Raw genomic sequence first — 24515 nt, 5'->3', positions numbered from 1 at the left:
TATTTCAGGATAAATCGTAAATTCCAATTAAAGTTTCTCCGTTAGCATTGAAGGCTTTGCCGGCCTTTCCGGTCACCGGATCGTGATCGTGTATGGCATTGATTGTTTTTTTGATTACCGCAAGGTAGCTATTACCATCTACAGTGGTAAAAAAATCTCCGGTAAAAGGAGAAAGACACATTACCGCTGTAACCTGTTGGGTGATTGAGCACTGTTGTGCAAAAACACTTAACTTCATTCCCGGAATAAGGAGCAGGTTTATGGTAACTTTCATTTATTTAGATCGATTCTAAGTTGGACAAAGATACACAGCTTGCCGGAGCATGTAAATCGCCAGTGTTAGGTAACCTGAATAACTATTACTAGGTATAGCTTTTGGGGTTTATAACCAGCTTGTATTTTAAAAACTGCCGGAGGCCAGCAAAAAATCTGTGCTGGAAAGGAATAGCGATTCGAAAAACAACACCCCAACTTTGATTTGATCATCATCCAGATCCAAACCCATGAGAAAGCTAGTTTTATCTATGACGGTATCCATAGATGGATATGTAGAAAATCCAAACCCCAAACCTTGTTTTTTCAAAGACCCTGGAAAAGGCGGAATGGAATACGACGATAAAAAAAGAAGTAGATGCAGATGAAATTCAAAAACTAAAGGCAATGTCAGAAAGCTGGATTTGCAGCAAATTTTCTGATTTTTGAAATCACGGTTGATCATGGCGCTTTTTACGTCACCGGGCATTTTTTTAACTAAACAACGAATAATCTGGCCCAGGCTGTGAGCGTGGATTTTAGTTTCAGGTTTAAAATAATAGATTTGCAACCTGGATAACGCTTCCCTCAAAAACAAAAAAGCTTCACCTGGAAGAAGATGAAGCTTTTGGGGGTGGGCCCACCAGGGCTCGAACCTGGGACCCCTTGATTATGAGTCAAGTGCTCTAACCAACTGAGCTATGGGCCCGAATTGAGTGTGAGTTGGTGTGTGGGTTTGGGTTTGAGTAGTTTTTGGTACACTTTTATGGTGTCACACTTTGAATTTCGGAGTGCAATGTTACATATTTGTGGTTTAATATTCAAATAATTAATTGAAATTGAGTAGCAAAAAAATCAGAAATATCATTTTCGATTTAGGAGGTGTGATTATCAATCTGGATATCCCTAAAACATTTCAACACCTTGCCAGCTTAGGCGGGATGTCGGTGAGACAGGTAATGAGTTTGGTAGAGTCCTCCCCGCTATTTCATGATTATGAGAAGGGCCTTATCTCGTCAAAAACATTCAGGGCGGGTATTAAAAGACTGCTGAGGAAAGATCTGACGGATCAGGAGATTGATGATGCCTGGAATGGAATGCTGCTTGATATCCCATCTGACAGGCTGTTGCTCATCGAGGAATTGAAGGAAAAATATAACCTGTTTGTGCTTTCCAATACCAATGACATACATATACAGGCATTTGAAAAAATTATTGATCAAAGTTATGATCTGCATAAATATCATCAGCTTTTTGACTATATTTATTATTCTTATCGGATCAATAAAAGAAAACCGGATACGGAGATATATCAGCATGTTCTGGACGAGCAAAATCTGGCGCCTGAAGAAACGATATTTTTTGAAGACAACAGGGATAACATCAACGGGGCAGCAGTATTGAACATTCAGACGCATTGGGTACGGTCGAATAAGCTAAATTTGGGTTTTATAAGGGATGAGTTTTTATAAGAAGTATGGTACGCCCATGCTGCAGGGTTTGTTATTTATTACCACAGTTATCACGACTACACTTTCTGGGGCTGAATGGATCGGTAGTGGATCCATTTTCTATTCCGAGGATTACAGTTTTGACGATTTTCTCAGTGGATTTTATTTTTCCATACCTTTTTTGGGCATTTTAACTGTTCATGAATTTGGACATTATTTCACTGCCCGGTGGTACAAGATCAATGTCACCTTGCCTTATTACATCCCTTTTTGGTTTCAGGTACCTCTAATCGGGACTATGGGAGCCGTAATTCGTATAAAAGAGGGTATCAAATCCAGAAAGGAATTCTTTGATGTAGGTATTTCAGGGCCGCTGGCGGGCTTTGTGGTGGCATTGGGCGTTTTGTATTACGGGTTTACCCACCTACCTGAACCTGAACATATTTATACTATACACCCTGAATACCAGGAATTTGGGCTGGATTACAAGGACCAGGTTTACTCTTACGAATATCAGCGGCAATATGACTCTATCAATTTTAAAAAAGCCTATCCCGATGGCAAATTTGAAGCGCTAAGCTCATATTCTGTCATTGCCCTCGGTTCTAATCTGACTTTTCAGTTCTTTGAAAAATATGTGGTCACCGACCCATCGAAAATACCTAACGTCTATGAGATGATGCATTATCCCTGGTTATTTGCCGGTTATCTTGCCTTGTTCTTCACAGCTTTAAACTTATTACCAATTGGCCAACTGGATGGTGGCCATGTGTTGTATGGGTTGTTTGGGTTTGAAAAACACAAGAAGATCTCAGAGTTTTTGTATTATGCACTGATTTTTTATGCTGGCATTGGTTTAATAAGCCCTACCTCGGAGTTTACTGAAATCTTATGGCATGTACCACTCTATCTGGCAGCTTTATATTTTCTTTTTGGCAGACTGGACAGGAGCCCAATAGACAAATTGCTCATAGCGGTATTCATATTGACGGGCCAGTTTTTAATCAGCTTTTATGACCCTACGATTAAAGGCTATCTGGGCTGGCTGGTTTTTGCCTTTATCATCGGCCGTGTGATTGGTGTTTACCATCCCCCTGCCTATTATGACAAACCTTTGTCCTTGCAAAGAAAAATTCTGGGCTGGATCAGCCTGATTGTCTTTGTTGTTTCATTTAGCCCGACACCTTTCAATGTGAAAATGAATGAAAAAAAGGAATCCGAATCTGCGCAGGCCTCTGTTGCCTGTAATCGTCAATCCGAATTAAAGGCTTTAGCTTCACCTTGCCCGGAGCTAAAAACTATAAGCCGGGAACCCATGTAACCGTAGGGCATTACCTTTTTACCGAACGTTGGTTTGGAATGGGAATGACATATCGCATCGCTGGATAAACTGTTATTCTTGTTGGAATACATTGTTTTTGGTTTGTGTTTTGGTATCGATGTTTTTCCTCAATGAATGTCATTGATGGGAAACAGAACGTTTTGCTACCGATATTTTGTCCCTATGGGACATGGAGGTCGTGGTTTGCGGTTAAATATATAGGGGGGCTGTGTCGCTTAGCTTATGTGGCTTTGAATGGAAGGGGCAGAATATATGCTAATGATTCAGGATGATTCTTTTGCCGAAGGTTTTGCCGTTTTTGACAAAGCGGAGCTGATAAATGCCGGGGGCCTGGCCGGTGATATCGAGCGTGGCCAGGTTTGGGGCTTTTTTGGAAAGCTTAATGGGTATCAGGCGTCCGTTGATGTTGTATAATACGACTTTGTCAAATGCCCCTTCAATCTGAAAAACGCCCGAAGATGGATTGGGATATACGGTCAACGCATTGGCGATAGGTTCGGGCTTTTGAATGCCCGTCACGATGGCCACTCTTCCAAAACGCGGGCGCATTAAAAGGCTGCCGGCAATCTCACTGGATTGTTCCCAGTCCCCTGAAACATTAAAAAATATTTTATCGCCACTATCCGTGTTATGGTCGAGCCCAACCGGAATTCGCCGGTCCGTACTTTGCCTGAAACCAATATATATTTTGCCATTAACCACGATAGGAGGATTGAGTTCATAAGATTGTAATTTGTTGATGCCTATGGTATTTTTTATCGAGGTAGAGAATTGCGCCAGGACAGAATTATCGTTATCTTCCAGATCCCGCAATACAAACAGCTCTATAGGTGTATTGTCAAAGGTAGCTCCAATATTAGGAAAATAAATGTCGATGGCCGTTAGGGTATCAGTGGTAAAGAGTTCATACTGATAAGCCATCCTGCCACTGGTCTGATTGATTCCTAAACCAAATTCAGCGCTCCCGTCATCGTAGCTGAAATAATCATTTATGGTAAAAAAAGTGGTGATTGTATCATTACTCCTGAGATCAAACCGTTCGCTAAAGGTCGTGTCGGCGCCAATCACCTCGTCTATGAGCAAAGTATCTCCTGTATCAATGTAAAAGTCTAACTTTAATACAGCCGTATCGACTTCTGGTATATTATTGATATTCAATAGGTTGGTGGTATAAATGTCTCTTTCAAATGGTCCGGGGATGGTAGGGTCGGGTTCGTTAAAATTAAGGGTGTCCAGCACTTCTCCCCGGATGGTATCGGTGACAATGGCGGTGTATTCGATCGGTTGCAAAAATTTATCGAGGTTAAAGTACCCGACCGAGGCACCGGTTAACTTATCCCGGACGTTGAAGTTGTCTGAAAAAAACTGGGTGGACGGCACTGCCGTGTAACGTCCGAATAAGCTGGTGGGGTAGGAGGTAATGGCATGATCTAAATGAGAGGGGTCGGTGCCGTCCCTGCCTTTGTTTAATAGTATGTAGTCCAATTGCCAAGTGTCAAATACACCGATCAAACGGCTGAAAGATTCGAATTTGAATTGAAAATTATCGTGTAAAAACCGAACCGGGTCCAAGAGCAAAATTTCCTGTGTAAATTGATCGGTTATATCAGTGTTTCCACCGGTCATGCTCCATACGGTTATCCAATTGTCATTGATATCTTTAAACTGAAGTCTCAGCGAGTCTTCAGGGTCAGGGATTTCCCCAAACCCTTCCAACTGCCAAAAAAAGCTTAGATACACCGTATTTTGGAGGTTCACGTTAATGCCACTCAGGTTAATGGGCTTGGATAACAAAGAATCTGCCAGTCCTGTTGCCGTTTCAATGTTGGAATATACATCTCCATTGGCATCTATCCCGTCAAAGGTGGCCACGTTAAAGGTGGGTGGTTCTATTCCCGCGCCTTGGGAAATATGTACATTCTGGCTTCCCAACCATAAAGCGGTATCCGGAAATTCAGTCGAAGTAGAAAAATCATCCCAAAAAGGAAGTGTCAATGGTTCGACCTCTGCCGTTCTTGCCTGTTTTTGCCATGGCTGGTTTTTATTATTTGTATTTTTGCGAATGGGTACTATCTCAAGCTGGGCAAAAAGCCCTTGGTTTATGAGAAAAAGCAATCCTAAAAAAAGAAAATGTTTTCGAACAGCACGGTGACCCATAAGTGGCATTTAACTTAATAACGTCTCAGGACTCGTTTTCTTCCTTTTCGTCCAGATATTTTTCGTATTCTTTCACCCATATATCCACCACTTCCCCAATCCTTATTTTTTCTCCTTTTTCAGGGGTTTGCCTGATAATGGTACCGGCCGGTAGCGTATCATTTTCAATTTCCCGGGCTTCCAGTATCGATCCTGTTTTTAATCCAACTCCTGCCAGCACAAACTCTGCTTCCTCCAGTTGCATGCCCAATAGGTCAGGAACCGGAAAATCCCTTTTCCCATAACCATCACCCACCACAAGATCAATTTTCGATCCTTTGAAAATACTGGTTCCCTCAGAAATCTCCTTCCCTTCAAATTCCTGCCTCAGCACCGCGTTGAAAGCCATATCAGGTTCATATTTAATAGCTCCCACCTTGAGTCCCAATGACTGCAGTTTGATCCGGGCGATTTTCACAGAAAGGTCAGTCAGTTTGGGCATTTTAACTTTTGGTGGATTCCGGGCATTCAGGGTAAGGTATATCTTTCTTTTTTCCTTTACCAGTGTTTGAGGGTTTGGGTATTGCTTTAGCACCGTCAGAGGCCGGTGATCCACTGAGTAGCCGGAATCTGTCGAAACCTCATAGGTTAATTCTCTTGCCGATAAATAATCGGCAATTTCTTCAATGTGACGTCCCTCCAGGTCAGGTACCGTAATGGTTTCATCATGGTTGGTAGCTTTTGGTAAGTACCAGTAAAAAAAGAGTAATATCAATCCGATACTAATAGCTACCATGATGCCAACATGTCCAAGAACGTCTTTTATGGAATTGGGTTTAAATATCATAACTCTGATTGCCTTATAAATAAATCGTATTTTATTCAACTTTGATACTCCCGGGCGGCAAAGTTGGTTTCCAGCCTTTGTTTTTCCTTGGTCCTGGCCAAAGACATCTCTATTAGCTTGGTAATCAATGCAGTATAAGAAATGCCGACGTCATTCCAAAGCATAGGAAACATACTGGAATCCGTGAATCCCGGAATAGTATTTATTTCATTAATTAAAATGGTGCCATCGGCTTTTAAAAATAAATCCACCCGCGCATAATCTGCGCAATTTAATGCCTGATAAGCGGCTACAGACCAGTATTTTATGCTGTTTTTTATTTGGTCCGGTACCTTTGCCGGAATAATGATTTGTGCGGCGTTAGGATCGAGATATTTGGCTTCATAGGTGTAAAACGCATAATCACCGCTTACCACTACTTCACCGGGATTGGTAGCAATGGGCTGGCTATTCCCGATAATACCGCATTCCAGCTCTCTTCCTTCAATAAACTCCTCAAATATCACCTCGTTGTCATAAGTAAAGGTGTTTTGGACGGCCTTTGTGAATTCGCTTTCGTTGCTGATCTTGCTGACGCCTACTGACGAACCCAAGCAGGCAGGTTTAATAATAAAGGGCACACCCACAGCGGTGGCAATGTCCTGAAAGTTCAGGCTATCCCGTTGTCTGAAATTGGCATACAAAAACTTACTGACAGGTACCCCGGCTTCTTTGAGAAGTCGCTTTGAAATGTATTTGTCCATTGAATTGGCAGAGCCCTGAACGCCAGAGCCCACACAAGGAATACCAGATGTTGTCAACATCCCTTGAATACTACCGTCCTCGCCATCGGTGCCGTGCAGTACAGGAAATATCACATCCAGCAAAATTTCCTCATCTCTGGAAAGGTTGTAGAAAAAATGTCCTTTGGAAGATAACCTCAAAGAAACCGGGTCTCCCCTGGTAATTTCTTCATTTACTGACGCACAATGATACCACCCACCCTTTTTGTCAATGCCAACTAATTCAACGTTGTATTTTGCCTTATCGATGTTAGCAGCGACATTGGTTGCTGATCTGACAGAAATTTCGTGTTCAACGGATTTACCCCCAAATAAAATTCCTACGTTTATTTTTCCAGGCATAAATTTTTTCTTTAAGAATTTTGTTCGGATATAGTATAATGTGTCATGCAAATATAATCAAATATCGCTTTGAGCAAACTGCCGGTATTGTAACATAGATTCGGAAAAAGTGATAAATTTTAGAATAAACGTAAGTGCGTATATAATCTTATACCGGAAATTGTTAAACAATCTTAAATCCAGTACGTTTTTGTACATTAACACCACTATATTAATGAGACCTTTGAAAAATTTCTTGCCGATGTTACCGGTTATCGTTTTGGCGGCCTGCAATGGAAAGGCACAGCCGGATGCTGGTACCGAAAACCCTCACTCCCGGAAATTTAATGATTACTGGTATGCTGGCAAAGCCGAGTTGACCAGTTACCATCTTACACAATCCAGATACGGTGATTTGCACGATGGAAGCGCGGTATTAATTTTTGTTACGGAAGATTTTTCAAGGGAAAAGCAGGTAAAACTGGACGATCCCTATGAAAATGCAGATGACGCAGTTAAGGTAATGAAACTTAATTTTACCAAGAATTTTACGACCGGCATTTATCCCTATTCCATGATGTTTTCCTGCTTTACCCCCGTGGATACGGATAACAACCCCCGTTCAGTAAAACTCACCACCTCATCACAAGAATGGTGCGGACATACTTATCTGCAGTTGAATAAAATGAAAAATGATTATAAATTGAGCGGATACTCCTATTTTGAATCTGAAGGCGATCAACAGCAAAGCCTTAAATTATCAGTTTTAGAGGATGAATTATGGAATATCATCCGGCTAAACCCCGACAAATTACCTGTTGGGCAGATCAACATCATTCCAGGTTCATTTGCTTCAAGACTAACACACCATCAGTTGCAAAACACTCGTGCAGTGGCTGGTTTGAATAACAATAAAAATGCTGAATTCGGTGGTGAAGGCGTCATGGAGTATACTGTTGCCTATAAAAATCCTGAGAGAACGATTAAAATATATTTTGAATCAGCCTTTCCCTACAGGATCACCGGCTGGGAAGATTCTTACCGGGGTGCGGGTGGTAAATTGCTGACCACCAAGGCTGTTAAAAATGAATCCATGCTGTTGGATTACTGGGCCAAAAACAAACCTGAACATGAAACTTATCGCGATGCGCTGGGTTTGGAATAGTCAGCGTTGGTGACGGGATAAAAGGTGGATTATCGCCAAAAAATAATTCACGTAAGGTTTTGTTGTAATTAGTGGTCAATTCAGATCGATGGTGGAAATTTATTACCTATTTTTGGTAATGGAAATGATGTGTACCAAGTATAATTTTTTTTAAGAGATGACACGTGTAAAGCAAGGTATAATCTGGTTGGTGGCTATGGGGCTTTTTTTTCATGTCAATGGCCAGCAACCCCCTATGAAATTCGACCAAAGCAATTATAAGTTTGGTAATATCAAGGAAGAAGATGGCCCTGTAACGCATGAATTTCAGTTTACCAACACAAGTAATGATACAATTTTGATCAGAGGGGTGAAGGCTTCCTGTGGATGTACGACACCAGGATGGTCCAAAGAGGCAGTTTTGCCCGGGAAAAAAGGATTTGTACAAGTCCGCTATAACCCCCGGCCGGGACCGTTTAAGAAATCATTGACCGTCAATACCAATTTTGGTGCTACGATTCTGTCTATTGAGGGAAATGTTACCCCCAAGCCCAAAACGCCTGCTGATGATTATCCGGCCTTAATGGGAAATCTTCGTTTGAAGTACCGGACGCTGAATTTTGGCAAGATTACCCATACAGAGCCGGTGACAAAAATATTTACACTTTACAATGACGGAGCACAGCCCATTAACTTTAAAGAAAACAGCATAACGCCCGCACACATCAATGTGGTTGTCGAACCAAAAACTCTGGATCCCCGGCAAAAGGGCACGTTGACGGTTACCTTTGATCCTACTGTAAAAGCTGATCTGGGTTACCGCATCGATCACCTGGTGCTTGCCACCGATGATGCCGGCATGCCGGATAAAAGATTAAATATTATGGCTACGGTAGAGGAATTTTTCCCACCCATGACCAATGAAGCTTACAAAAAAGCACCTCACATTTTAATTGACGAAAATGTGTATGACTTTGGTGAGATTACTTCGGGGGACATTGTGCGTACCAGTTTCACCATTTTCAACAATGGCGGGGATGTGCTGAATATCAGGAAGGTCGTTGGTAATTGCCAGTGTACGGTTTCAAAGCCGGAAAAGTACGATATTCATCCGGGCGATTCTACTCGTCTGGATGTGACTTTTGATTCTGCCGGGAGAAGGGGAACGCAACATAAAACCATCACAATCTATTCCAACGATCCCAGAAAATCTGTGGCGATGCTTACCATCAAAGCTTCCGTCAAAGAAGCGAGAAACTAAAATCCCCCATACTCTGTGCCTCTTCGTGTCTTTGTGGTTAACCATTGTCTTACCACGGAGGCACAAAGACACGGAGAGGCACGGAGGGAGATGAGTGGGGAAGTGTTGTATGCTAGGAAAAAGCGGGAATACCGGTAATTTCATGGCCTAATATCAGCAGATGGATATCGTGGGTGCCTTCGTAAGTGATGACAGATTCCAGATTCATCATGTGCCGCATGATAGGGAATTCCCCGGTGATACCCATGCCACCATGAATTTGTCTGGCCTCTCTGGCGATCTTCAGGGCCATATCCACGTTGTTTCTTTTTGCCAGGGATATTTGGGCTGTAGTTGCCTTTCCTTCGTCCATCATTTTACCCAGTTTCCAGTTAAGGAGCTGTGCTTTGGTGATTTCTGTCAGCATTTCTGACAGCTTTTTCTGCACCAGTTGAAAAGAAGCGATGGGTTTATCGAATTGAATTCTTTCCATGGCATACCTGCGCGCCGAATCATAACAATCCATCGCTGCACCCGTAGCCCCCCAGGCGATACCAAAACGGGCAGAATCGAGGCACATCAAAGGAGCGCCAAGGCCGTTTTTCCCGGGCAACAGGTTTTTTTTGGGGACTTTTACATTATCAAAAACCAACTCACCGGTGCAACTGGCCCGCAACGACCATTTGTTGTGTGTTTCAGGTGTGGTAAAACCTTCCATTCCTCTTTCTAGTATGAGGCCATGTATCCTGCCTGCCTCGTTTTTGGCCCAAACCACGGCGATATCGGCTTTTGGCGAGTTCGAAATCCACATTTTAGCGCCATTCAGAACAAAATGATCGCCGGCATCCCGAAAATTAGTAACCATACCTCCTGGATTGGACCCATAGTCTGGCTCAGTAAGGCCAAAACATCCCAAAAACTCTCCTGAGGCCAGTTTCGGCAGGTATTTGCGTTTCTGTTCTTCCGAGCCAAACTTGTATATGGGATACATCACCAATGAGCCCTGTACCGAAGCGGTTGACCGCATGCCTGAGTCCCCGCGCTCAATTTCCTGCATAATCAGGCCGTATGAGATATAGTCCAACCCCCCACCTCCGTATGCCTGAGGTATGGTAGGGCCAAAAGCTCCTATTTCCCCGAATTTCCCCACAATCTCCTCTGGAAAATGGGCATTCTGACACCAGGTTTCAATGTTAGGGGTGATTTCCTTTTTTACAAAATCACGCGCTGAGCTTCTGATGAGCTTGTGTTCTTCGGTAAGCAGATCGTCGATTTCGTAAAAATCAGGAGAAGTAAATCGGTCTACATGAGTTTGATGATGCGTTGACTTATCAGCCGCTATGGTATTTCCTGACATTGGTTTAAATTGTTTATGATTTGCGCCTCAAATTTACAATATTAAAAACTAAGTTTTTTCATCAGCGACCATGAAAGTAAGGAATTATTGAAATTAGTTGGTTTATTGATCACATAATTAAATAACTTTGAATATATCATAGTAACAACCTTATTTTTTGTAATATACAAAAGGGCTGCAACCCAATCTTTGTAAGAACTAGTCAAATTGAAAGAATGAGTAATTCTGAAATAGACCCAAAACTACTTGGCCAGTTGAAAAAACTGGAAAAAAAGTATGAGGTAATGGGGCAGGATATTTCCTCCTACTTAGATGGCCTGCTATATGCAGATTATTTAACCTATTGGGATTATGTTCATCTGGATACCCTCCTGAGCCTGCAAACCCCCAAAACAGGGTTTGCGGATGAGATGATATTTATTTGTTATCATCAGATCACCGAGCTGTATTTTAAGTTGATTTTATGGGAAATGAAACAAATATCGGAACAGGCAAATGTCACCGAAGCGTTTTTTCTTGGCAAGCTGGAAAGGATAAACAACTACTTTAAACAGCTCATTTACTCCTATGACATTATGGTAAAGGGTATGGAAAAAGACCAGTTTTTAAAATTTCGTATGGCCCTTTTGCCTGCCAGTGGGTTTCAGTCTGCCCAGTATAGAATGATCGAGATATGTGCGACGGATATGATCAACCTGGTGCACTGGGAATCAAGAGAGGCTTTGGCAGGCGAGAAGGATGTCAGGATTTTGTACGATAAAGTTTACTGGAAAAAGGGTGCTACCGAACTGGCAACCGGCAAAAAAACTTTAACACTCCGGCAATTTGAGGAAAAGTATACCTCGAGGCTCCTGAGGAAATGTGAGGCCATGAAAAACAACAACTTGCTGAAGGTATATGAAAAATACGTCATTGAAAATGGCAGTACGGAACAGCTTGAAGAGGCTTTGAGGGAACTGGATCTGAATGCAAATGTCAACTGGCCGCTTTCACATTACAAATCGGCGGTCAGGTATCTGCAAAAGGATCCCGAAGATATTAAGGCCACAGGAGGCTCAAACTGGCAAAAATACTTACCACCAAGATTTCAGAAAATTGTATACTTTCCCAATTTATGGACTGACGAGGAGTTAAACAATTGGGGAAGGTCGATGATCGTTCAATAGATATACCCCGGAAAGATAACCTGTTACTGGTAAAATGATAGTTTTAAAGGCACCATATTGTCATTTCATCATGTGGGCATTGCTTACGCTTTGTTGTCTGCCCACACAGGTTGCCTATGCCCAAAATATTCAGCTAAAAAACTATTACGAGGGTAAAAAAGCCCTCCGTGAAATTTATTATGTCAAAGACACAAATACCTACGTACTGGATGGTGAATACATAGCCTATCATGCCAACGGCAAAGTTAAAACCAGGGGTTCCTACCGGGACAATAGGTCAACAGGCATTTGGGAGTACTTTTTCGAAAATGGGGCTATCAAAATGAGAGGGAACCTACAGCCTGACGGCACTACCGGGCAATGGGAATATTACTTTGAAAATGGGCAAAAAAGTATGGAAGGTGTATTGATCGGTGGAAAAAGAAATGACCTCTGGACATTTTACTACGAACAGGGCGGTGTGAAAAGCAAAGGACTGTTTTCAGATGGCAAAAGAAACGGAGCCTGGCAATATTTTAACGAAGACGGCACTTTGAAGGCCAATGCCAGTTACAAGGGTGATAGGGGCATTTACACCGAATACTACCGGTCGGGTGCCACCAGGGCCAAGGGCATGAATAATGAAGGAAAAAGCGACAGCTTATGGGTTTATTTTTATGAAAATGGCCATGTAAAAGCCCGGGGATACTACCAGGATGGATTAAAAAACGGCTCCTGGGAATATTTTTATGAAAATGGAAAACTTTCATCAAAGGGAACTTATAAAAATGGCTTGTCAGAGGGTCAGTGGACATACTTCCATGAAAATGGGAAAATAAGCTCCGAGGGTATGGAAAAATCAGGTGTCAAAGACGGATTCTGGAAGTTGTATCATAAATCAGGGGTTTTTAAGGGGGAAAGTACTTTTGTGCAGGGCGATGGACCTTACAAAGAATATTACGAAGGGGGTAATCTGAAGATATCCGGTTACATAAAAAATGAGAAAAACCATGGCAAGTGGTTGTATTACTACGAAGATGGCAAACTGGAGGGAGAAAGTGATTTTAAAGATGGGGTCGGCCAGTTCAGGGGTTACTACAAGGACGGTCAATTACGTATGGAAGGCACCATCAAGGATGGGGTAAACGTAGGGGTATGGAAGTTGTATAAAAGAAACGGGGATTTGGCGGGGTACTACACTACCGTTTACGATGACAAAGGGGTGGCTGAATATACGCCGGTGGAAAAAGAGGTTGTCCTCAGTCAGGAGGAGAGCGGCTACTATGAGATTCCGGAATTTCTTTTTAAGAACAAAAAGCTGAAATACTTTCAGCCCAGAATCAATGAATTTAAGGGCATAATCATTGCCACTAACCCCGTTGCCATGCTGGTGGGATCGGTGCCTTTTTCTATAGAATATTATATGCAGGAAAGATTGGGTTACGAATTACTCTTCAATTACATCAGAGACCCGTTTTTCACGGATGATTCCAATGTTGAATTCGGTGAGCTTTACAAAAGGGGGTTTGCGGTGCGCTTCCGGCAAAAGTTTTATCAGGAAGATCAAAAACTGGGCATGTTATATTTTGGCCATGAGCTGAGCTTTTCCTCTTTAAACCATTCTGCCAATATTAATGATCCTGGATTGCCCAATGGCTCCTTTTCTATAGATGCCAAAGAAAACCGGTACGAATATTCGGTAATTGTGGGTAACAGAATGATGAAATTTGCCGGTAAACCTGGCTTGACATTGGATATTTTTGCCGGCATAGGTTTAGGCTATCGTGACTATTGGGAAAAATTTCCCCCGGAAGATTCTTTCAAGGAAATCTTCAGTGATGTGAGAAAACCAAGATTATCCATTCCTGTAAGACTGGGGATCAACCTCGGCTATGCATTTTAGCAAATTCCTTTGATAACCTGACAGCTTTTGCCATTTGACCATTATGTCGCAAGGCCGACGAAAGGTAGTGATTCTGTAACCAATCATTTTATAGAAAAGTTTATTAAAGCATCTTTGTATATCCAAACTATCTATAGTCGAATCGCACGATGAATATCAAATTACTTATCAGGAATTACTTTTTTCTTTTGGTATTGTTTACGGGTTGTATCGGTACCGATCTTGTAGAACAGGAGACCATGCCTGCCAGGATCGCCATTACCACCAGGGCCGATGGCATCAGGGTTGGAGAGTCTTATCAGTTTCAAGCCCAGTATTTTGATGAGCTCGGCAATATCGTAGATGCCGATGTAACCTGGTCCAGTTCCGATCCGGCCGTTATTTCCATTGATGCATCGGGGCTGGCGATGGCTAATTCGGAAGGAAGCGTCACTATCTCGGCAATGGCCAACGGAGCCGTTGACATGGTTGGTGTTATTGCAGGGGAAAATACAACGGTACCACGCAATGAAAGAACGGGTACCTTCCAGGGAAACAGGGATTACGAGGTTTCCGGTACATTTACATTGTCTGATGCCACTGGCGAGTTGCAGTTGACTTTTTCGGAGGGTTTTTCCACCTCCAACGGCCCGGGGCTTTTTGTTTATCTCACAAACAGCGCGTCCAGCACCACCGGAGGAGTAGAGTTGGCAGCTTTGCAATCCAATACCGGAGCGCAAACTTACAATGTGGGTAATGGGGTACAGTTAGGTACCTACGATTATGTATTGATATACTGTAAACCCTTTGGTATAGCCTTTGGAATAGGAAAGTTTGAAGAATAAATGAAGAATCGACTTTGGGAGTGAAGATAAATTTTAAACCCTTAATGCTGATAAAAGCCATGACAAAAGCTAAAGTAAAATATGCTACCCTTTGTTTTTTTGTTATCCTGCTGCTGCCCTATCTTGGCCATGCCGGAGGAGGTTGGCCACAACCAAAAGGACATGGGTTTTTTAAACTGGGATTTTGGTGGTTAAGAAGTGATGAATACTTTGCCCCGAATGGTGAGATTATCGATATATCCACAGCCGGTATTCATACCGTTAGTTTTTATGGCGAGTACGGTTTTACCGACAGGCTCACGGGTATTATATATTTTCCCTTTTTCAGCCGGGCCACCCTGAATGAGCAGGTTTCCGCTTCTACAAGGGAGTTACTGGAAGAGGGGGATGCGGTTAATTCGATCGGTGATACCGATATTACGATTAAGTATGGTTTGTTACAAAATGCACCTGTCGTGGTGAGCGCCAGCCTAACCCTGGGATTGCCTTTGGGGAATGAGGCTGGTGGTGATACCAGGATATTACAAACTGGTGATGGCGAATTTAATCAAATGGTAACAGTCGAGGCAAGCAGGTCATTTTCCTCCATTGGCGCTTACGCTACCGTTTTGATCGGATTTAATAACCGGACCAATAATTTTTCAGATGAAATCAGATATGGGCTGGAAGCTGGTGTAACGGTTAAAAATTTCACCTTGTTAGGCCGCCTGTATGGTATTGAGTCCCTGGAAAATGGTAGTGATCTTGAAGCGCCCTCCAATGGGGTTTTTTCCAATAACATTGAATATACCTCTTTTAGCCCTGAATTGATATATACTTACAAAGATAAATATGGGATTACCGCCTCTGTGGGCACGGCATTTTCAGGAAGGCGGGTACTGGCAAATCCTGCTTACTCTTTTGGGGTTTTTGTGAAATTATAGTTGATCAATCCCGTTAATGATGGATTAAAATCTGCTAATTTTGTGGCTGTGATTTGAAACGCCAATATCTTTTTTAAGGATAAATACCTTAACAGATATGAAAAAAACGCTGAATCTTGTTTTATCCCCTCCGGAGGCTTACGACCGGGACAATTTTGAGCAAGTGGTTAAAAAGAAACTCGGGTTAACCGATCTTTCAGAAGTCACCATTCGTTCGAAACGGCGTTCTATCGATGCCCGCTCAAAGAAAATAAAGATCAATGTAGCCGTCGAAGTGTTCGTCAGAGAATCCCCGCCTGCTTTAATTGCTTACAAAAAAGATTATCCTGACGTTTCCAATGCCAGTCCGGCGATTATAGTTGGCATGGGTCCGGCGGGACTGTTTGCAGCGTTAAAGTTGATTGAAAATGGTATTAAACCCGTAATTGTTGAAAGGGGTAAGGATGTCAGGGCCCGGAGAAGGGATTTGGCAGCCATCAATAAGGAACATATCGTAAATCCGGACTCAAACTACTGCTTTGGGGAAGGGGGAGCCGGTACTTATTCCGATGGCAAGCTTTACACCCGCTCGAAGAAAAGAGGTGATGTCAACAGAATACTGGAAATTCTTGTCGCCCACGGCGCTGCCGAAAATATTTTGTACGAAGCCCACCCACACATAGGTACCAATAAACTCCCCAGGGTGGTGGCTGCTATGAGAGAAAGTATATGGGCTGCCGGTGGGGAAATCTTGTTCAACACCCGTGTTACAGACTTTATCATGGACGCCGGTGAGATGACAGGTGTGGTTACCGGGGATGGTGAAAAAATTAAAGGTATCGCAGTAATATTGGCCACAGGCCACTCAGCCAGGGATATTTTTCAGTTGCTGGACCAGCGAAAAATTCATGTCGAAGCCAAACCTTTTGCCCTTGGCATACGTGTGGAGCACAGCCAGCAGTTAGTTGATCGGATTCAATATCACTGTGCACAAAGGGGTACATATCTGCCGGCTTCTTCTTATTCCTTGGCACATCAGGTTGTCGGGGGCGGTGGTGAACAGCGGGGTGTGTTTTCATTCTGCATGTGCCCTGGCGGATTTGTTGTTCCTGCTGCCACTTCTCCCGGAGAGGTGGTGGTTAATGGCATGAGCCCCTCCAGACGCGATTCAAAATATGCTAATTCCGGCATGGTCGTATCGGTTGGTGCTCAGGATTTCCAGGCTTACAGGCAGCATGGTGCACTTGCGGCTATGGAATTTCAAAAGGCTGTAGAAAAGTCCGCCTGCCGAGCAGGTGGAAACACCCAGGCGGCTCCGGCCCAGCGATTGATGGATTTTATAGACGGACAGGTTTCAACCTCCCTGCCGGCTTCCAGCTATCAACCGGGCCTGTGCCCTGTAAACATGTGGGATGTCCTCCCTGAATTTATAGCCACTGCATTGCAGGAGGCTTTTCTGGTTTTTGGAAAAAAAATGAAAGGCTACCTGACCAATGAGGCGCAAATAATCGGTGTTGAAAGCCGCACTTCTTCACCTGTTACCATACCAAGGGACCGGAACTCCTGCGAACACCTTCAGGTAAAAAGACTATATCCATGTGGTGAAGGAGCAGGTTATGCAGGTGGCATTGTTTCAGCAGCCATGGATGGTGAACGATGTGCCGAAGCGTTATTGAAGTCTTACGCCAGGCTCATCGGTCAATAAAACCGGGTTTCGTGGAAAGGCTGTAACTTTAACTGATCGTAATGGGTTCGGATTTTCTGATGACTTTTGATTTTTTCCTGTCAAATACATAATCGATCCGCCCCAGTTTTATACCTGCCCACCCTACCTGGTTAATGATCGTCTCATGGCCGTCCTTGTTTTTACGCAGGACCGGCATATCCAGAAATGTGTGGGTATGCCCTCCGATAATCAGATCTATACCATTGACCTTCTCAGCTAATGTATGATCCGAAACCTTTTTTCCATTATACTTATAACCCAGGTGAGAGAGGCAAACGATTAAATCACATTTTTTCAGCTCCAGCTCTTGTACCATTTCTTTGGCGATGGCTATGGGGTCATTATATTTAGTTCCTTTGAACAGGTTTTCATTCACAAGGCCTTTTAGTTCAATGCCCAGGCCAAATACCCCTATCTTAAGAGGGCCTTTCCGGAATATTTGGAAGGGTTGAAAACGACCTTTCAGTACATTGCCCGAAAAATCATAGTTGGCACATAAAAACGGAAACCTGGCATGCGGAAGCATTTTGTAAAGTCCTGCTACACCATTGTCAAAATCATGATTGCCCAGCGTAGCGGCATCATATTTCATTTCACTCATTAGTTTAAATTCCAATTCACCACCAAAAAAATTGAAGTAAGGTGTTCCCTGAAATACATCACCGGCATCCAACAGTAATACGTTTTCTTCTTCAGCCCTGATTCTGCTAATCAACGCGGCCCTCCTGGCCATGCCTCCCATCCCAGCGTACCTTCTTCCGTCATCAGGTATCGGTTCAATTCTGGAATGCATATCGTTGGTATGCAGAATTGTCAGGTGTACCTTGTTTCCATGTGCTAAAAATGCCCCCGGAACAAACGGGACGGCAGCCGTAAAGGCTGATTTTTTCAGGAATAGTCTTCTGTCCATAGCTAATTGATGATTTTTATTCTTCCATCCAGTTGCGCTTCTATCATTTTGTTTTGATCTGTCAGGTTTTTGATATGGTCGATGATCATGTCCCTTATTTTATAGTTGAGGTTAGCGAGCCTGTTGGCCTGGTTCAAAAAACCAAATCCACCTCCTCCTTCAGCGAGGTAATCTGAAATAGCCAGGGTGTAGCTGCTATTTGGGTCGAGCGTTTTACCATTAATCCTGACTCCGGCCGCCTTGTCATTCTCGATAGTGAACCTCGCTCCGGCAACATTGTTTCTCCGGGTTTTGGCACAGTGGTCAAAAAATTGCTGTGTTAGCGAACCCGACAATTCCAGCACCAGCATATTGTTCTCAAAGGGCATTAATTCAAAAATTTTTTCTTTCGTAATGGGCCCCTTGCTGATGGTAGTTCTCAACCCGCCATGCGAATTAATTATCGCCATATCTATTTTTTTACCATACTTTTTTTCTGACTCACGCAATAGCAAATCAGCTACAAAATTTCCAAGTATTGATTCTCCCCGGCCGGGATGGTTGTCAAGATGATATCTGGCAGTGCCTATGACGGTTTTCATTTCACGGTCCAGATTAGTTTTATAAGGCCGGATCATGGCGACAATCGTGCTGTCTGCCGAAGCACTTTCATTCACTTCTATATTCCGGGCCTTAATGTCACTATTCGGGAGAAAAGCAGGGCTGCATCCGAGGCTGCAAACCAGCAAACTCAACAACAGCTTCCGGAAAAAGGTTAAATCATAGCAACCAAAATGAGCCATTTGGTATTTTTTAATGCAAAAGTAGCATCAAAATAATGATTTTTAATTGACGTATGTTAAATATTTGTCATATTTTTCCCGGAGGGGACTGCTGCACAGGAGAAATAAGCACTTATTAAAATGCTGCCCCAAGGTAGGAATGATTATTTGGGGTATGCCCTGGGATAGAAAAATTGGGGGTGAGGTATAATTTTTGATTGGATTTTTGGTTATTGAAAAAAATTAACTGGTGTGATGAAATATCTTGTTTTGATTCTGACAATATTTATTACGGCTTTTGTCACCAACAGTGCCGGGGCTCAGGGTGTACAATCCAGAAACGTCCCGGCCTTCGATGGTGTCAAAGTATTTGGTAACATCCGGGTTACATTAAGACAAGGCGACCGGCAAAGTGTAAAGGTGCGGGCCAGGGGAGTAGAAATTTCCAAAGTGAACACCTTTGTGGATAACGGAATACTGAAAATCAAGATGCAGGAAGGCATTTATAAACAAATCGATGTGCGGGTAGATGTGGTGTACCAAAGGTTAAATGAAATTACAGCCACAGGATCGGGGGATGTTTTTGTAGCGTCGTTGATAGAACAAAATGAGTTATATGTCGATGTCGCCAGTGGCGGCTATGCCCGTGTGAAAATTGATGTGAATTCGGTGGAAATTAATTTACACAGTGGCGGACAACTGGAGATATCGGGCCAGGCAAAAAACCAGCATACCAAAGTAGTCAGTGGCGCTCACTTATTTGCCTACGGGTTGGAAAGTGAAAACGTGGAAATTAAAGCCAATACAGGCGGTACCGCAGAAGTATTTGCCAGTGAGTCGATTACCGGTTCAGCATCTACCGGTGGTAGCGTCAGGTACAAAGGGCGCCCTGGCTTAGAGAATATCAAGGGCAACCTGGGCGGTGATATCTCTCGTTATTAAACAATATCTGAAAATCTGCAAAAAGACTGATTTTTAACCTAAATTAACCAATTTTAACCCATCTTTAACATTCTTCAAAGATTAATTTGGCTAGATTGTAATGGTCTGTGATTTTGATTCGGACAGGCCCGGTTTTTGTAAACTTTTAATCTGTGAGGCAACCCCTACCATTAATGATGCATTATCACTGATGAGTACGCAATATTTAGAAAATAAAACCCAATTGGTTATAGAGCAACTTATACAGAACTGTATTGCAGGTGATAACCGTGCTCAGAAGGAGTTTTATGAGCTGTATGCTGATAAAATGTTCAGAGTTTGTTATCGCTACGTCAAAAATGAGCACGATGCCGAAGACCTCTTGGTGAACGGTTTTCTAAAGGTATTTAATCATCTGAAAAACGTGGACTTCAGGGGCGATCGCAGTCTGGAGGCATGGATTAAACGCATTATGATTAACGAGTCGCTGATGTTCTTGCGAAAAAACAACAATTTCAGGAATGTGGATGCTGCTTTGATGGTTGATATTGGTGAAAATGCTACCATAACCGGTGAGCTTGCAGCCGAAGAGATTTATAATCTGATATTGCAGTTACCGGTAGGGTACAGTACTGTATTTAACTTGTACGTCATTGAGGGGTTTAGTCACAAAGAGATCGCAGAGAAGTTAAATATCAGCGAAAATACTTCAAAGTCCCAACTTAGCAAAGGGCGTGCGCTTTTGAGAAAAATTTTGGAAAAAAACGGGATTCATTATGAAATCTAAAGAATTTGATGAATTGTTTAGGAAGGAAGTCAACGGACTGGAAGGCCTTCCTCCCAATGTGTCGTGGTCTAAAGAATCAGGGTGGGAAAAATTAAATGAGCAATTAAGCAGTCCCACCCGGACAAAGACTATTTTGCCGCTTTGGCCTGTTGAAAACTTACTGGGCTCTTATTGGTTATATGCCGCCGCGGCTGCCATCACGCTCATGGTGGTTTCCGTTTATTCTGTTAAAAATTATTGGACGGTCATTGAAGAACAACCGGCTGCTACTACCATGGCGGTGGTGACAGACGATGAGAGATCTGTTCCTCATCGGGGGCAAAAAGACCCGTCAAATTTGGAAAAAAGCATTTTATCCAGTGCAAAACCGGATGAGATGAGTGCTGAAAAAATTAAAGAAGGGATTAATCCGTTTTTTATTACCGATCCCAACCTCAAAAGCCAGTTGCTGATCTATCATAACCTTATCCAGTCTGCCGATAATAAGAATCAGCACATCATCCCGGCACTTTTTACCCCGGATCATGATTATCAGCCTTCAGGGGAATTGTGGCCGTTGCTGCTGAGTAGGGGGTGGGCAAAGCCTGCGGTCGAACCCTCACAAAGGGAGATTCCGGCAAATGGCTATAAGGTTCCATTTACAGGGAAGGATGCCGTCCTGAAAGTCCAAAAAAACAAGCCTGTGACGGTCATATTAGGCGGCAACCTGACTGCTGTTGACCGGAGCTTCAACCTGGGGCTGGAAGGGGGCGTTTTGTTTAAATTTTCTGAGGTAAATAGAAAATGTGATCACATGATTGGTATCGGCGTGGATACAAGGTACCAGTTTTATGCAGTGGCAGAAAATGATCGTTCCCGCGATCATCTGCATGTCGCTGATAAAGATGAAGTCAATAATGGCTTTAACACTTTTGTAACGGCCAGTTACAGCCGCAATCTTTCCGGTAAAGACAAAAAACCTTTCTGGGTAGGCATGAAAGCCGGCTATCTTTTACACGATAATACCAATAACTTCGATGACTCAACCCTGATGCTTGAAATGATCGTAGGGGGGAATGACTCCAGCAAATTTAAGATTTCACCACAGGTCTATCTCACAGATAATCTTAAAAGAGTGATGCCAGGAATCAAGCTGGGCATGACCCTCGGTAAGTTCGACAGGGAGTCCTCTATTTGATAAAAAAATTTTCCTTTCTTCATTAGTCCGGTCATAGCTGAAAAACGTAACTTCACGGTAAATTTTTAGCTATGACCATCAGACTATTTTACCTGCTTTTACTGGCATCTGTAAAAACTCTAACAGCCATGTCACAAGACCAACCTGGAATCCGTGACCTGGGCATTAAAACGGGCATATTAAACACCGGGAAGTTAAATGCCATTACCGACGTGCCTGGGGTAATGGTGGGCCACACCACACTGATCCGGGGAGAACACGTGCGCACTGGCGTCACTGCAATTCTGCCTCATGAAGGAAACATTTTTCAGCAAAAGGTGCCTGCGGCCATCTTTATTGCCAACGGGTTTGGCAAATTGGCGGGGTACTCACAGGTGAATGAACTGGGTAACATTGAAACGCCAATTATTCTGACCAATACCTTGAGCGTGGGGGATGCTGTCAGGTCTGTGGTAAAATATGTGCTGGATCAACCCGGTAATGAAAATGTAAGATCAGTAAATGCGGTAGTCGGTGAGACCAACGACGGTTATTTAAACGATATTCGCGGTATGCATGTGGAAGAAGCACACATTTGGCAAGCCATTAAAAATGCTTCCGGTGGCCCTGTCCTGCAAGGAAATGCAGGTGCGGGAACGGGAACGGTTTGTTTTGGATACAAAGGGGGGATAGGAACTTCCTCACGCGTTGTTCCCGAAGAACTCGGAGGCTACACAGTGGGCGTGCTGGTGCAAACGAACTTTGGCGGTGTGCTGGAGATCGCCGGTGTCCCGGTGGGGGTGGAGCTGGGCAATTATCCTTTCAAAGATAACCGCCATCATTCGTCTGACGGATCGTGTATGATTGTGGTCATGACCGATGCCCCTTTGAAGGAAAGGAATTTAAAAAGGCTGGCTAAAAGGGCTATGCTCGGTTTGGGCAAAACCGGTGGGATTGTTTCTAATGGGAGTGGAGATTATGTCATAGCAGTTTCCACACATGAAGCCCTGAGAATACCCTATCAATCCGGTGGGCATACACTGGAAAGTACTGAGTTGAAAAATGATGCTGTGACACCGCTGTTTTTAGCGGCTATAGAAGCGACTGAGGAGGCGATTCTTAATAGCCTGTTCACAGCCCAATCCATGGAAGGCTATCAGGGGCGTAAGGTGGAAGCGCTGCCTGTTGAGCGGGTGATGGAGATTCTTAAGGACTATGGTAGGGGAGGGAATTAAAATAAAAATCAAAATGGGAATTAAAATAAAAATGAGAATGAAAGTGAGAATTAAAATGAAAGGTGGGGGTGGGTAAGATTAGTGGGAAAATTTTATACATAATTGGGGCGATTTGTCGTTTGAGTTTGTAAGAAATCATCGGCAATTCAAGCAATTGTCTGCTATTTTGGGGTTGGTTTTGGCAATGTTACGCCAAAATAATGTTTTGGACAGCCAATTTTAGGGTAGAAAATAAATTATTAGTTATATTCACAAAATTTGCAATATAAAAAGTGAACTTTTTTAAGCTTTTTAAAGTAATAACCTATTGTAAATGACAATAACCATAAGGAGTGTTAACTGATTTACAGTTAGCTTTTATTTAAGGGTAAAGGAATATAAGATACGTGATCGTATCGATTTATCAGAAATTGAATGAGAAAGTATTTATTTTTATTAAATATCATATGGTTATTGTATTTGACATCCTGCATGCCAAATAAAACCTGCCCGGCCTTTCAGAGCTATTTTATCCTGGATGAGAAAGCCCGGTATGATCAATTCTCAAAGTTTGATGTCGATTCAATACCTAAATTCGATAATACAGTAAGAAAAAATAAGTACGGGATTGTCAAAAGAGTCAGCTACAGGAAGAAACAGGATGAGTGGAATACAGTGGAAATGGATGTGATAATGCCCACTTTGGACCGTGAACTGGACTCTGTTCTCATAGCCCAGGAGATCTATGATGCCTCTGACTCACTGATGGCAGAAAACCGGCAAACCCCCCGGAGCATTCGTCGCAGAGACCGGTATAATGAGGATCAGTTACAATATATGCAGCTTTTTGGGAAGTATTTAAGAAGACCTGTTAAAGCTGCCCCACCTGATATTAGTGAAGAACCGGATGCCCCGCCGGAAGCAGCAGATCCGGAGACACCCGAAGAGAAAAAAGGTATTTTCGGCTTTTTGAAAAAGAAAGATAAGGACAAGAAAAAGAAGAAAAGGAAAAAGGATAAGGAAGAGGACACTGACCAGGAATCTGAACCTGAAAGTGACGATGTTTCAAACACAAATTTTTAGGCAGAAAGTACTTTATATTGATTTCCTACACTGTCTTTTAAGCATTAAATGGACTGAAGTAATTTTTGAGGGAATAATTTTATTTTTGGAAAGGTGTTTTCAGGTGAGGGAAATTGAGGTTTTTATGGCTAATTGGGCCTTCCTTGAAAATTAGTTAAAGACACATAAAAAATGTTAGCTGGACTAATGTAGGTTCAGCTTTTTTTGTGTTAAAAGGACATTATTGGATTTTGGTCTCTTCAAAAAGTGCAATTTTGCGGAAAATTCGGTGGATAACTTCGAAAAAGTTTTGATTTTGAGCTGTATGGACA

Annotated in this window: 21 protein-coding genes and 1 tRNA gene; 14 read left to right on the top strand and 8 right to left on the bottom strand. The window is 42.8% G+C overall.

What is annotated here, in order from left to right:
• Window positions 1–4: 4 nt before the first annotated feature.
• Both AC04NP_RS23915 and AC04NP_RS23910 read right to left on the bottom strand, forming a co-directional pair.
• Window positions 5–274, bottom strand: coding sequence for a hypothetical protein (locus tag AC04NP_RS23915; RefSeq protein ID WP_482862516.1), 270 nt, complete (start codon window positions 272–274; stop codon window positions 5–7).
• 613 nt (window positions 275–887) lie between these two features.
• A tRNA-Ile gene (locus tag AC04NP_RS23910) sits at window positions 888–961 on the bottom strand.
• Window positions 962–1091: 130 nt separating this feature from the next.
• On the opposite strand from AC04NP_RS23910, the gene AC04NP_RS23905 reads away from it, so the two are divergent.
• Entirely contained in the window at window positions 1092–1724 is a 633-nt protein-coding gene (locus AC04NP_RS23905; RefSeq protein ID WP_482862515.1) for an HAD family hydrolase, read from the top strand.
• The gene (locus AC04NP_RS23900) at window positions 1711–3024 is read left to right on the top strand and encodes a site-2 protease family protein (RefSeq protein ID WP_482862514.1); all 1314 of its coding nucleotides are present in this window, start codon (window positions 1711–1713) and stop codon (window positions 3022–3024) included. Before AC04NP_RS23905 ends, AC04NP_RS23900 begins: the two co-directional genes overlap by 14 nt.
• Window positions 3025–3300: 276 nt before the next feature.
• Here the strand turns inward: AC04NP_RS23900 and AC04NP_RS23895 are convergent, their stop codons facing one another.
• From AC04NP_RS23895 to AC04NP_RS23885, 3 genes are read right to left on the bottom strand one after another with little or no spacing between them, the layout of a single operon-like run.
• Entirely contained in the window at window positions 3301–5202 is a 1902-nt protein-coding gene (locus AC04NP_RS23895; protein WP_482862513.1) for a T9SS type A sorting domain-containing protein, read from the bottom strand.
• Between the two features lie 25 nt (window positions 5203–5227).
• The gene (locus AC04NP_RS23890; RefSeq protein ID WP_482862512.1) at window positions 5228–6028 is read right to left on the bottom strand and encodes a PASTA domain-containing protein; all 801 of its coding nucleotides are present in this window, start codon (window positions 6026–6028) and stop codon (window positions 5228–5230) included.
• 35 nt (window positions 6029–6063) lie between these two features.
• A complete protein-coding gene (locus tag AC04NP_RS23885) occupies window positions 6064–7152 on the bottom strand; it encodes a D-alanine--D-alanine ligase family protein (protein ID WP_482862511.1) in 1089 nt (362 codons plus the stop codon).
• 241 nt (window positions 7153–7393) lie between these two features.
• Here AC04NP_RS23885 and AC04NP_RS23880 point away from each other — a divergent pair, with 241 nt between their 5' ends.
• Together AC04NP_RS23880 and AC04NP_RS23875 are read left to right on the top strand one after the other, a co-directional pair.
• Window positions 7394–8296 carry a hypothetical protein gene (locus AC04NP_RS23880; RefSeq protein ID WP_482862510.1) on the top strand — a complete coding sequence of 301 codons (903 nt, stop codon included), beginning with the start codon at window positions 7394–7396 and terminating at the stop codon, window positions 8294–8296.
• 157 nt (window positions 8297–8453) lie between these two features.
• Complete coding sequence (locus tag AC04NP_RS23875) at window positions 8454–9536, top strand: DUF1573 domain-containing protein (RefSeq protein ID WP_482862509.1); 1083 nt, start codon at window positions 8454–8456, stop codon at window positions 9534–9536.
• Between the two features lie 112 nt (window positions 9537–9648).
• On the opposite strand, the gene AC04NP_RS23870 is transcribed toward AC04NP_RS23875, so the two are convergent.
• Window positions 9649–10872, bottom strand: a complete 1224-nt coding sequence (locus tag AC04NP_RS23870) for an acyl-CoA dehydrogenase family protein (RefSeq protein ID WP_482862508.1) — start codon at window positions 10870–10872, stop codon at window positions 9649–9651.
• Window positions 10873–11087: 215 nt separating this feature from the next.
• Here AC04NP_RS23870 and AC04NP_RS23865 point away from each other — a divergent pair, with 215 nt between their 5' ends.
• From AC04NP_RS23865 to AC04NP_RS23845, 5 genes are all read left to right on the top strand, one after another.
• Window positions 11088–12038, top strand: coding sequence for a tryptophan 2,3-dioxygenase family protein (locus AC04NP_RS23865; RefSeq protein ID WP_482862507.1), 951 nt, complete (start codon window positions 11088–11090; stop codon window positions 12036–12038).
• A 34-nt stretch (window positions 12039–12072) separates the two neighbouring features.
• Entirely contained in the window at window positions 12073–13920 is a 1848-nt protein-coding gene (locus AC04NP_RS23860; RefSeq protein ID WP_482862506.1) for a toxin-antitoxin system YwqK family antitoxin, read from the top strand.
• A 149-nt stretch (window positions 13921–14069) separates the two neighbouring features.
• Entirely contained in the window at window positions 14070–14744 is a 675-nt protein-coding gene (locus tag AC04NP_RS23855) for a DM13 domain-containing protein (RefSeq protein WP_482862505.1), read from the top strand.
• Between the two features lie 59 nt (window positions 14745–14803).
• The gene (locus AC04NP_RS23850) at window positions 14804–15667 is read left to right on the top strand and encodes a hypothetical protein (protein WP_482862504.1); all 864 of its coding nucleotides are present in this window, start codon (window positions 14804–14806) and stop codon (window positions 15665–15667) included.
• A gap of 97 nt (window positions 15668–15764) precedes the next feature.
• A complete protein-coding gene (locus AC04NP_RS23845; protein ID WP_482862503.1) occupies window positions 15765–17351 on the top strand; it encodes an NAD(P)/FAD-dependent oxidoreductase in 1587 nt (528 codons plus the stop codon).
• Window positions 17352–17379: 28 nt separating this feature from the next.
• Here AC04NP_RS23845 and AC04NP_RS23840 read toward each other — a convergent pair whose 3' ends face one another.
• Window positions 17380–18282, bottom strand: coding sequence for a bifunctional metallophosphatase/5'-nucleotidase (locus tag AC04NP_RS23840; protein ID WP_482862502.1), 903 nt, complete (start codon window positions 18280–18282; stop codon window positions 17380–17382).
• A gap of 2 nt (window positions 18283–18284) precedes the next feature.
• Window positions 18285–19064, bottom strand: coding sequence for a 5'-nucleotidase C-terminal domain-containing protein (locus tag AC04NP_RS23835; RefSeq protein ID WP_482862501.1), 780 nt, complete (start codon window positions 19062–19064; stop codon window positions 18285–18287).
• Window positions 19065–19298: 234 nt separating this feature from the next.
• Here AC04NP_RS23835 and AC04NP_RS23830 point away from each other — a divergent pair, with 234 nt between their 5' ends.
• From AC04NP_RS23830 to AC04NP_RS23810, 5 genes are all read left to right on the top strand, one after another.
• The gene (locus AC04NP_RS23830; RefSeq protein WP_482862581.1) at window positions 19299–19985 is read left to right on the top strand and encodes a head GIN domain-containing protein; all 687 of its coding nucleotides are present in this window, start codon (window positions 19299–19301) and stop codon (window positions 19983–19985) included.
• A gap of 100 nt (window positions 19986–20085) precedes the next feature.
• Window positions 20086–20751, top strand: a complete 666-nt coding sequence (locus AC04NP_RS23825) for an RNA polymerase sigma factor (protein ID WP_482862500.1) — start codon at window positions 20086–20088, stop codon at window positions 20749–20751.
• Entirely contained in the window at window positions 20741–21928 is a 1188-nt protein-coding gene (locus AC04NP_RS23820) for a hypothetical protein (RefSeq protein WP_482862499.1), read from the top strand. Before AC04NP_RS23825 ends, AC04NP_RS23820 begins: the two co-directional genes overlap by 11 nt.
• Before the next feature lie 71 nt (window positions 21929–21999).
• Window positions 22000–23142 (top strand): DmpA family aminopeptidase, encoded by a 1143-nt coding sequence (locus tag AC04NP_RS23815; RefSeq protein ID WP_482862498.1) that lies wholly within the window; start codon window positions 22000–22002, stop codon window positions 23140–23142.
• 471 nt (window positions 23143–23613) lie between these two features.
• Window positions 23614–24204, top strand: a complete 591-nt coding sequence (locus AC04NP_RS23810) for a hypothetical protein (protein WP_482862497.1) — start codon at window positions 23614–23616, stop codon at window positions 24202–24204.
• Window positions 24205–24515 lie beyond the last annotated feature (311 nt).

Source organism: Agaribacillus sp. DX54 (genome assembly GCF_056858335.1).
The sequence above is the reverse complement of the archived record's forward strand: the minus strand, read 5'-3'. Positions and strand labels throughout refer to the sequence as shown.